Here is an 8,532-nt window from a genome sequence, read left to right on the forward strand (position 1 = left end):
GACGCGCACAGGCTCGGAAGCAACGACAGGTGCCGGCGTCGCGGCGACAGGCGCGCTGGGCTGAAGCTCCTCGGCGGGCAGGTCGTCCCAGCCCGGCCGCGCGTCTTCGACCGGGCCCAGGGCGGGATCGTTGAGCAGTTCGTCGAGCAGTGCCAGGTTGGCTGGCGCGCCAGGCGAGGTCGGGGTGTCGAAGGCGGCGGCGACGGGCGCTGCGATCACCGGACCCAGGGCGGGATCGTTGAGCAGCTCATCCAGCAGCGCCAGGTTGGCCGGTGCACCCGGTGAGGTGGGGGTGTCGAACCCGGTGGGCGCCTGGGCCGCCGCGAACTCGGCACGGATGGCGTCGGCAACGCCGACGCCGTCTTCGTCGTCAGCGCGGGCGGCCACGACCGGCGCGTCCGGCACCGCGTCGCCCAGCAGTTCCACCAGGTAGTCGTCGAGTACGCCGGTGCTGCTCATGCGGCGCGCTCCATCTGCTGCGCGTCGTCGGCGCGGATCCAGTCCAGGGCGCGGCGGTAGGCCAGCAGGCCGCGGCCGGGATAGTCGTCGGAGGTGAGCGGCACGGTCAGGCTGGCGGCGTTGCAGATGCGGGTGTCGACCGGGATCGCGTCTTCCCAGACCCGCTGGCCGTGGCGGTCCTGCATCAGCTTCAGGGTTTCGTTGCCGGCGCGGGTACGGCGGTCGAACAGGGTCGGCAGGATCGACATCGGCAGCGGACGGCGGCGCGAACGCTCGACCATCTCACCGGTGCGGACCATGCCGTCCAGCCCGTGCAGGGCCAGCGGTTCGGCCTGGGTGGGGATGATCAGGCGGTCGGCCGCGGCCAGTGCGTTGATCATCAGCAGGCCAAGGGTCGGCGCGCAGTCGAGCAGGATGTAGTCGTGCTGGCCCTGGTGGCGGGCCATGGCGTTCTGCAGGGCCAGGCCCAGCCCGGGCTGGTTGGCGCTGCGGCGCTCCAGGGTAGCCAGCGCGGCCTGCGCGCAGATGTAGTCCAGGCCCGGCACGTCGCTGTGGTGGGCGAGTGCGCCCAGTTCCGCCGGCGGGGTGCCGAACAGTTCCAGCACGCCGGCCGGCGGCGGGTCCAGCGGTACGTTGAACGCGCGGGTCAGCGACGAATGCGGATCCAGGTCGATCAGCAGCACGCGGTGGCCCAGCGTGGCCAGGCCGCGGCCCAGCGCGAGGGTCGTGGTGGTCTTGCCCACGCCGCCTTTCTGGTTGGCGATTGCCCAGATACGCATCGGTTCACTCCTTCATTGCGGGGGGAACGGCGGCGCCAACGCGGCTGCCGGCCGGCACCGGTGGCAGCTGCACCGGGGCGAGGGGGGAAACAGGGGAGGGGGTGGCCGGTGTCGAGGCCGGCGCGGCACTGGTTTCGGCGGTGAGCTGCGGACCCAGCGGGTCCACGCCCTGCGCGGTATCGGCCAGTATGATCACCATGACCCGGCGGTTGCGGTTGCGACCCTGCGCGCTGGCGTTGTCTTCGCGCGGACGGAACTGACCGTAGCCGACCATCGCCAGCCGTGCCGGCTGCACGCCCTGGTCGGCAAACAGGTGCACCACGCTGGCCGCGCGCGCCGCCGACAGTTCCCAGTTCGACGGGAACAGCGCGGTGGCGATCGGCACGTCGTCAGTGTGGCCTTCCACGCGCACCCCATTGGGGGCGTCGTGCAGCACCTGGGCCAGCGACGACAGGGTGTCGCGCGCATGCACGTCGAGGGTGGCCGAGCCGGTGGTGAACAGGATGTCGCTGTTGATCTCCACTTCGATCCACAGCTCGGTGCGGCGCACGGTGATCATGCCGCGGTCGATCAGCGGCGCCAGCGTCGCGGTGAGGCGGTCGGCGATGCCGTTGAGCTGGCGTTCGGCGCGCTGCAGCTGTTCCTGGTTGTGCACCGAGACCGGCATACGCATCTGCGAGGCCATCGCCGGTAGCAGGGTGGGGTCGTTGCTTGGCGACGGTGCGGAAGGGCCGACCCGGTTGCCGGCCTTGATCACCGAGGGGCTGTCCCAGCCGCCGCCCTGCACCTGCTGGTTGCCGACCTGGACCGGGTTGATGGTGCGCGGCGCGCCACCGAACGCGGTGGTGAGCGCGTCGGCCATCACCCTGTACTTGCCTTCGTTGAGCGACGAGATGGCGTACATCACCACGAAGAAGGCAAGCAGCAGGGTCATGAGGTCGGCGTAGGGAATCGCCCAGGCCTCATGGTTGGCATGCTCTTCGTGGGCCTTGCGCCGGGCCATGTCAGTGCAGGAACCCGGACAGGTTGGTTTCGATGTTGCGGGGGTTTTCGCCCTGCGCGATCGAGATCAGGCCTTCGATGATCATTTCGCGGTCGCGGCTGTTGTGGTGGATCACGCTCTTGAGCTTGGCCGACACCGGCAGGAACAGCAGGTTGGCCGAGGCGATGCCGTAAATCGTGGCGGTGAACGCGGCGGCGATGCCGTGGCCGAGCTTGCTCGGGTCGGCGAGGTTCTTCATCACCGCGATCAGACCCAGTACGGCGCCGATGATGCCCAGCGTGGGCGCATAGATGCCCATGCCTTCGAACACCTTGGACGCGGCCAGGTCCCGGCTTTCCTGGCTGCTGAGTTCGATTTCCATCATGTGGCGGATGGTTTCCGGTTCCACGCCGTCGACCAGCAGCTGCAGGCCCTTGCGCAGGAACGGGTCGTCCTGGGCGTCGACCTGCGCTTCCAGGCCGAGCAGGCCCTGGCGGCGGGCGATGTTGCTCCATTCCACGATCTGGCGGATCAGCTCGGCGCGGTCGCTGCTCGGCGGGCGTACCACCCAGCTGACGATCTTGAAGGCGTGCTTGAACACCGCCGGGGAGGTGTGCAGCAGGATCGCGGCAATGGTGCCGACGATGACGATCACGAAAGCGGCAGGGGACCACAGCGACGCCAGCCCGGCACCCTTGAGGATGCTGCCGCCGACCAGCGAGGCCAGGGCGAGGAAAAGTCCAATGAGGCTGAGTCTGTCCATTGTTCCGTTATCGGCGCGCGTGGGGGGGTCTTGAGGTGGGGGGGGTCGGCGGTTCAGCCACGCAGGGCGTGGCTCTACTCAACGCAGGCCGTCCACGTCGAGGATCAGCGACATGCGCCCGTCGCCGATCAGGGTGGCGCCGGCGTAGCCGCGCAGCCCGCGCAGGGCCTTGGGCAGCGGCTTGATCACCACTTCCTCGCGGCCGCGTACCTGGTCCACGACCAGGCCGAAACGCGCTTCGCCGGCCTGCAGCACCACGATGGTGAGCAGCGAGGAGGCGGCCGGTTCCACGTCCAGCCAATGGCGCAGGTCGACCAGCGGCAGGGTGTGCGAGCGGCGGTCCAGCACGGCGCGGCCGTCGAACCAGCCCAGCGAGGTGTTCGGTGCATGCAGCACCTCCATCACGCGGGCCAGCGGCAGCGCGTAGATGTCCTCGCCGGCCTGGACCAGCAGGGTCGGCAGGATCGCCAGGGTCAGCGGCACCCGGATCAGGAAACGGCTGCCCCGGCCCAGTTCGGACTGGATCTGGATCTGCCCGCTCAGCTCGCGGATGCGCGACTGCACCACGTCCATGCCGACGCCGCGGCCGGAAATGTCGGTGACTTCCTGCTTGGTCGAGAAACCGGGCAGGAACACCAGGTGCAGGCACTCCTCGCTGCTCAGCCGGGCGGCGGCTTCGGTGTCGATCAGGCCCTTCTCGCGGGCCTTGGCGCGCAGCCGCTCGGGGTCGATGCCGGCGCCGTCGTCCTGCACTTCGATGCTGACGTAGTCGCCTTCCTGCTGCGCCGACAGGCGCACGTTGCCGCTGCGGGTCTTGCCCTGCGCTTCGCGCAGGTCGGGCATTTCGATGCCGTGGTCGATCGCATTGCGCACCAGGTGCACCAGCGGGTCGGCCAGTGCTTCGACCAGGTTGCGGTCCAGCTCGGTTTCCGCGCCGACCAGTTCCAGCTCCACTTCCTTCTTCAGGTTGCGGGCCACGTCGCGGGCCACTTTGGGGAAGCGCGAGAACACCTTGCCGACCGGCTGCATGCGGGTGCGCATCACCGCCGACTGCAGGCGCGCGGTGGCGATGTCCAGGGTCGACACGGCACGGTCGAGTTCTTCGTCGTGCAGGCGTGCACGCAGGGTCTTGAGCCGGTTGCGCGAGAGCACCAGTTCGCCGATCAGGTTGACGATGGCGTCCAGGCGCTTGGTGTCCACGCGCACGGTGTGTTCGGCTTCGGCCACCGGCTTGTTGGCGGCCGGCTTGGCTGCAGCCGGTGCCGGAGCAGGGCGAGGTGCCGGCGCGGGCGCGGCTGCCTGCAGCGCGCCGGGGGCGGCGCCTCCATGCAGCTGGTCGAGCAGTGCTTCGAATTCGTCTTCGCCGATCAGCCCGTCGTCGGCCTTTTTCGTGGGCGTCACGGCGGTGGGTGCGGCGCCGCCGTGCAGGGTGTCGAGCAGCGCTTCGAACTCGTCGTCGGTGATCAGGTCGGGGTTGGCCGGGGTGGCGGCCGCCACCGCTGCGGGCACGGCCGGGCCGTTGACGTCGAACTGCGCGATAAGCGCCGGCGGCGCATAGCCCGGCTCGGTGCCGGCGGCCACCGAATCCAGCATCGACTGCAGGTAGTCCAGCGACTGCTGCGCGGCATCGAAGTGATGCGCCTGCAGCACGGCCTGGCCGGAACGGGCCATGCCCAGGGTTTCCTCGGCGGCGTGGCACAGTTCCACCATCGCCTGGATGCCGAGGAAGCCGGCACCGCCCTTGAGGGTGTGGAAGCCGCGGAACACCGCGTTGAGCTGGTCGCTGTCCTGGGGCGACTGCTCCAGCGACACCAGCTGTTCGCCGAGGCGATCCAGGATCTCCTGGGCCTCGAGGATGAAGTCTGCAGCAATGTCGTCCGGAACAGCACTCATGATTTCAAAGCCCCAAATCGGAAAGCAGGTCGTCGGCGTCCACCTGCGACACCTGGTGGCGGTCCAGGCCGGTCACGGCCGGGCCGGCCAGTCCGTTGTCGCGCTGGCGTGCGGCGGCCTCGTCCGGCGGCGGCAGGCCAAGCGCACCGAAGCCTTCGTGCACGCGGCGCACGATCCCCACCACGCGGCGGATGATCTGCCCGGTGAGATCCTGGTAGCTCTGGGTGAGCGCGATCTCGGTGAGGTTGTGGCGGATGCGGTCCAGCTGCTGGTCCTGGTCCGGGCTGAGCCCGTCGGCACGCAGCTGCTCGGTGAGCGCACGGCATTCCTCGGCCAGGTCCAGGGTGCGGTGGGTGGCCTGTTCGGTCATCGCCACCACGTGGTCCAGGCGCGCGCAGGCATCATCCAGCTCGCCGGCTTCGCTAGGCAGGGTAGGCAGTTCGCCCAGCGCCTGGCCCAGTTCGCGCGCAAGCCGGTTGAGGCCGGCCATCATCGGCTGGGTGCGCAGTGCGGCCAGCGCGTCGATTTCCCGGCGCCAGCCGGCTTCGTCGCCGCTTTCCAGCGCGGCCAGGGCATCCTGCAGGCGCTGCACCAGCGCTGATTTGTCGCGAAGGGTTTCCATCAGGCGCTGGCCGCCAGGCGCTCGAAGATCTTGCCGAGCTTCTCTTCCAGGGTCTGCGCGGTGAACGGCTTGATGATGTAGCCGTTCACGCCGGACTGGGCGGCTTCGATGATCTGCTCGCGCTTGGCTTCGGCGGTGACCATCAGCACCGGCAGGGTCTTGAGCTTGGCGTCGGCGCGGATCGCCTTGAGCAGGTCGATGCCGGTCATCACCGGCATGTTCCAGTCGGTGACCACGAAATCGAACGGCTGGCTCTGCAGCAGGGCCAGTGCGGCATGCCCGTCCTCGGCTTCGGCCGTATTGGTGAAGCCCAGATCGCCCAGCAGGTTCTTGACGATACGACGCATGGTCGAGAAGTCGTCGACGATCAGGATACGCATGTTCTTGTTCAAAGCACTTTCCTCGGTATCAGTTGTTCTCGAGGCCGGCGTCGGCCGCCTCGAAGATCTTGAGTCGGCCACGCAGGCGCAGCACTGCCTGGCCATGGATCTGGCAGACCCGGGACTCGCTGACCCCGAGCACCGCGCCGATCTCCTTCAGGTTCAGTTCCTGCTCGTAGTACAGCGACAGCACCAGCTGTTCGCGCTCGGGCAGCAGGCCGATCGCATGGCCCAGTTCGCGGCCGAACTCGCCGCGCTCCAGCACCTGCTGCGGGGTCGGGCCGCCCTGGGCCACGGTGTCCAGCTCGCCCTGGTCTTCGATCCGCGATTCCAGGCTCAGCACCTGGCCACGTGCGGCGTCTTCCATCAGGCGCAGGTAGTCGGGCAGCGGCATGTCCATCGCTGCAGCGACCTCGGTGGCGCTGGCGGCGCGGCCGGTGCTCTGCTCCAGGCGGCGGATGGTGGAGGCGGCATCGCGGGCGCGGCGGTGCACCGACCTTGGCACCCAGTCGCCACGGCGGATCTCGTCGATCATCGAACCGCGGATGCGGATCGAGGCGTAGGTTTCGAACGAGGCACCCTGGTCGGCGTCGTAGCTGCGCGAGGCCTCGATCAGGCCCATCATGCCGGCCTGGATCAGGTCGTCCACTTCAACGCTGGCCGGCAGGCGCGCAGCCAGGTGGTGGGCAATGCGCCGGACCAGGTCCGAGTGCTGGGCAATGCACTCGTTGGCGGCGGCGCGTTGCACCTCCTTGTATTGTGCGGCGCCTTTCATGCGGCCACCCCGCGTTGCTTGAGGATGCGCTCCAGGAAGAACTCGACCCCGCCGCGCGGCTCGGTCGGGGCCTGCCAGCGTGCGGTGCGGCGGGCAATCTCGGCGATCGCCTGCGCGGCCGGGCTGGACGGATAGGCCTTCACCACCGGCTGCTGGCGCTGCACCGACAGGCGCAGCCAGTCGTCCTGCGGCACGCAGCCCAAGTAGTTCAGCGACACGTCGGCCAGGAACTTCTCGCACACCCGGCTGAGCTTTTCGTACAGCACGCGGCCTTCGTTGGGATCGCGCACCATGTTGGCCACGACCTGGATGCGGTCCACGCCGCGCTCGCGCGAGAGCACCTTGATCAGCGCGTAGGCGTCGGTGATCGAAGCCGGTTCGTCGCAGACCACCACCACGGTGTCCTGCGCGGCCTGGCAGAAGGTCAGCACGCCGTCGGTGATGCCGGCGGCGGTGTCCACCACCATGAAGTCCAGCTCGCGTTCCAGTTCGGAGAACACGTTGACCAGGCCCACGTGTTCGGCCGGCTGCAGCTCGGCCATGTGCCGGCGGCCCGACGCGGCCGGGACCACCAGCACGCCGTTGGGGCCTTCCAGGATCACCTCGTCCAGGGTGCAGCGCCCGGCGACCAGGTCGGCCAGGGTCAGCTTGGGCTGCAGGCCCAGGATCACGTCGATGTTGGCCAGGCCGAGGTCGGCGTCCAGCAGCAGCGTGCGCTTGCCCATGCCGGCCAGCGCCACGGCCAGGTTGGCCGACACGTTGGTCTTGCCCACGCCGCCCTTGCCGCCGGTCACGGCGATGGTGCGCACAGGGCCGAGCGGCTGGCTGCGGGTGGCCGACAACGGGAAGGTCCTGGTCAGGTTTTCATACTCACGCGACGGCATGGTTCAACTCCGGGTTGCAGGGCATATCGGCCGCGCGGCGCAAATCTTCAAGGCGAAGTACAAGATTGGCCGCACTGGCCCGGTGCAGGTCTTCGGGAACGTCCTGGCCGTCGGTGACCCAGGTGATCGGCAGGCGGTGGTCGACCGCCACCGACAGCGCGGTGCCGAAGCGGCCGGTCTCGTCGAGCTTGCTCAGCACCACGCCCTGCGGGTTGGCGGCGCTGAAGCGGCGGACCACTTCGTCCATGTCGCTGAAGCTGGTGTTGGCCGGCAGCACCAGCAGGGTGCGGACCTGCCCGGCGGCGCGCAGCCACTGCAGCTGGGCGGCCAGGGCGCGGTCGCGCGGGCCCAGGCCGGCGGTGTCGATCAGGACCAGCTTGTAGTCCTTCAGGCGTTCCAGCAGCTGCGCCAGGTCGCTGCCGCTGTTGGCTTCGTGCACCGCGATGCCGAGCTGGCGGCCGAAGCCGTAGAGCTGTTCGCGGGCGCCGATGCGGGCGGTGTCGGTGGTGACCAGGGCGACGTCGCGGGCGGCATGCGCTTCGGCGAAGCGCGAGGCCAGCTTTGCAATGGTGGTGGTCTTGCCGGCACCGGTCGGGCCGACCAGGGCGATCACCCCACCGGCCTCGAGCGGGTCGACCGGGGCGATCGGCAGCTTCTTCGAGAGCAGGCCGAGCATCAGCCCACGGCCACGGTGCGCTTCGGTGTCCAGCGGAATCTGCAGGGCCACGTCGCGGCAGATGCCGGCGTCGAAGCCGTACTCGTCCATCAGGTCCAGCGCGGCGGCGCGCACGGCCGAGCCGCGCAGGCGCTCGTCGGTGAAGCGGTTCATCTCGCGCTCGATGACATGGCGCATGCCGGCCACTTCATGGCGCAGCTGGCGCAGCTCTTCGTCGTCGCGGACCAGGGTCAGCGTGGGCGGGGTGGCGGGGGCAACCGGCGCCGGCGCGGCCTCCACGGCCTCGGCGACCGCCGTCGGTTCGTCGGCGGCCTGGAGC

General features: G+C 69.4%; 9 protein-coding genes and 1 pseudogene. All 10 read right to left on the reverse strand.

Annotation, left to right across the window (positions count from 1 at the left end; genetic code table 11):
• Nucleotides 1-459: pseudogene (locus tag RWO33_RS17370) on the reverse strand (hypothetical protein); the annotation flags it as partial.
• Entirely contained in the window at nt 456-1,238 is a 783-nt protein-coding gene (locus RWO33_RS17375) for a ParA family protein (protein ID WP_314106436.1), read from the reverse strand. The gene RWO33_RS17375 and the pseudogene RWO33_RS17370, both read right to left, overlap by 4 nt.
• A gap of 4 nt (nt 1,239-1,242) precedes the next feature.
• Nucleotides 1,243-2,241 (reverse strand): flagellar motor protein MotD, encoded by a 999-nt coding sequence (gene motD / locus RWO33_RS17380; protein ID WP_314106438.1) that lies wholly within the window; start codon nt 2,239-2,241, stop codon nt 1,243-1,245.
• 1 nt (nt 2,242) lies between these two features.
• Nucleotides 2,243-2,983 (reverse strand): flagellar motor protein, encoded by a 741-nt coding sequence (locus RWO33_RS17385; RefSeq protein ID WP_314106440.1) that lies wholly within the window; start codon nt 2,981-2,983, stop codon nt 2,243-2,245.
• A gap of 78 nt (nt 2,984-3,061) precedes the next feature.
• Nucleotides 3,062-4,876 carry a chemotaxis protein CheA gene (locus tag RWO33_RS17390; RefSeq protein ID WP_314106442.1) on the reverse strand — a complete coding sequence of 605 codons (1,815 nt, stop codon included), beginning with the start codon at nt 4,874-4,876 and terminating at the stop codon, nt 3,062-3,064.
• A gap of 4 nt (nt 4,877-4,880) precedes the next feature.
• On the reverse strand, nt 4,881-5,498 hold the full coding sequence (locus RWO33_RS17395) for a protein phosphatase CheZ (protein ID WP_314106443.1): 618 nt from the start codon (nt 5,496-5,498) through the stop codon (nt 4,881-4,883).
• The gene (gene cheY / locus RWO33_RS17400; protein WP_017357461.1) at nt 5,498-5,890 is read right to left on the reverse strand and encodes a chemotaxis response regulator CheY; all 393 of its coding nucleotides are present in this window, start codon (nt 5,888-5,890) and stop codon (nt 5,498-5,500) included. The genes RWO33_RS17395 and cheY overlap by 1 nt, the downstream gene beginning before the upstream one ends.
• Nucleotides 5,891-5,906: 16 nt before the next feature.
• Entirely contained in the window at nt 5,907-6,653 is a 747-nt protein-coding gene (locus tag RWO33_RS17405; RefSeq protein WP_145477743.1) for an RNA polymerase sigma factor FliA, read from the reverse strand.
• Nucleotides 6,650-7,537 carry a MinD/ParA family protein gene (locus tag RWO33_RS17410; protein ID WP_145477742.1) on the reverse strand — a complete coding sequence of 296 codons (888 nt, stop codon included), beginning with the start codon at nt 7,535-7,537 and terminating at the stop codon, nt 6,650-6,652. Before RWO33_RS17410 ends, RWO33_RS17405 begins: the two co-directional genes overlap by 4 nt.
• On the reverse strand, nt 7,524-8,532 hold a 1,009-nt coding region (locus RWO33_RS17415), incomplete at its 5' end, for an AAA family ATPase (RefSeq protein WP_314106445.1). The genes RWO33_RS17410 and RWO33_RS17415, both read right to left, overlap by 14 nt.

Source organism: uncultured Stenotrophomonas sp. (genome assembly GCF_963519925.1).
Taxonomy (GTDB): domain Bacteria; phylum Pseudomonadota; class Gammaproteobacteria; order Xanthomonadales; family Xanthomonadaceae; genus Stenotrophomonas; species Stenotrophomonas maltophilia_AE.

What these genes read in the sequence shown, in the direction of transcription:
- RWO33_RS17390 (WP_314106442.1), bottom strand. Translation starts at nt 4,876, where the DNA reads ATGAGTGCTGTTCCGGACGACATTGCTGCAGACTTCATCCTCGAGGCC.
- motD (WP_314106438.1), bottom strand. Translation starts at nt 2,241, where the DNA reads ATGGCCCGGCGCAAGGCCCACGAAGAGCATGCCAACCATGAGGCCTGG.
- RWO33_RS17410 (WP_145477742.1), bottom strand. Translation starts at nt 7,537, where the DNA reads ATGCCGTCGCGTGAGTATGAAAACCTGACCAGGACCTTCCCGTTGTCG.
- RWO33_RS17385 (WP_314106440.1), bottom strand. Translation starts at nt 2,983, where the DNA reads ATGGACAGACTCAGCCTCATTGGACTTTTCCTCGCCCTGGCCTCGCTG.
- RWO33_RS17375 (WP_314106436.1), bottom strand. Translation starts at nt 1,238, where the DNA reads ATGCGTATCTGGGCAATCGCCAACCAGAAAGGCGGCGTGGGCAAGACC.
- RWO33_RS17395 (WP_314106443.1), bottom strand. Translation starts at nt 5,498, where the DNA reads ATGGAAACCCTTCGCGACAAATCAGCGCTGGTGCAGCGCCTGCAGGAT.
- RWO33_RS17405 (WP_145477743.1), bottom strand. Translation starts at nt 6,653, where the DNA reads ATGAAAGGCGCCGCACAATACAAGGAGGTGCAACGCGCCGCCGCCAAC.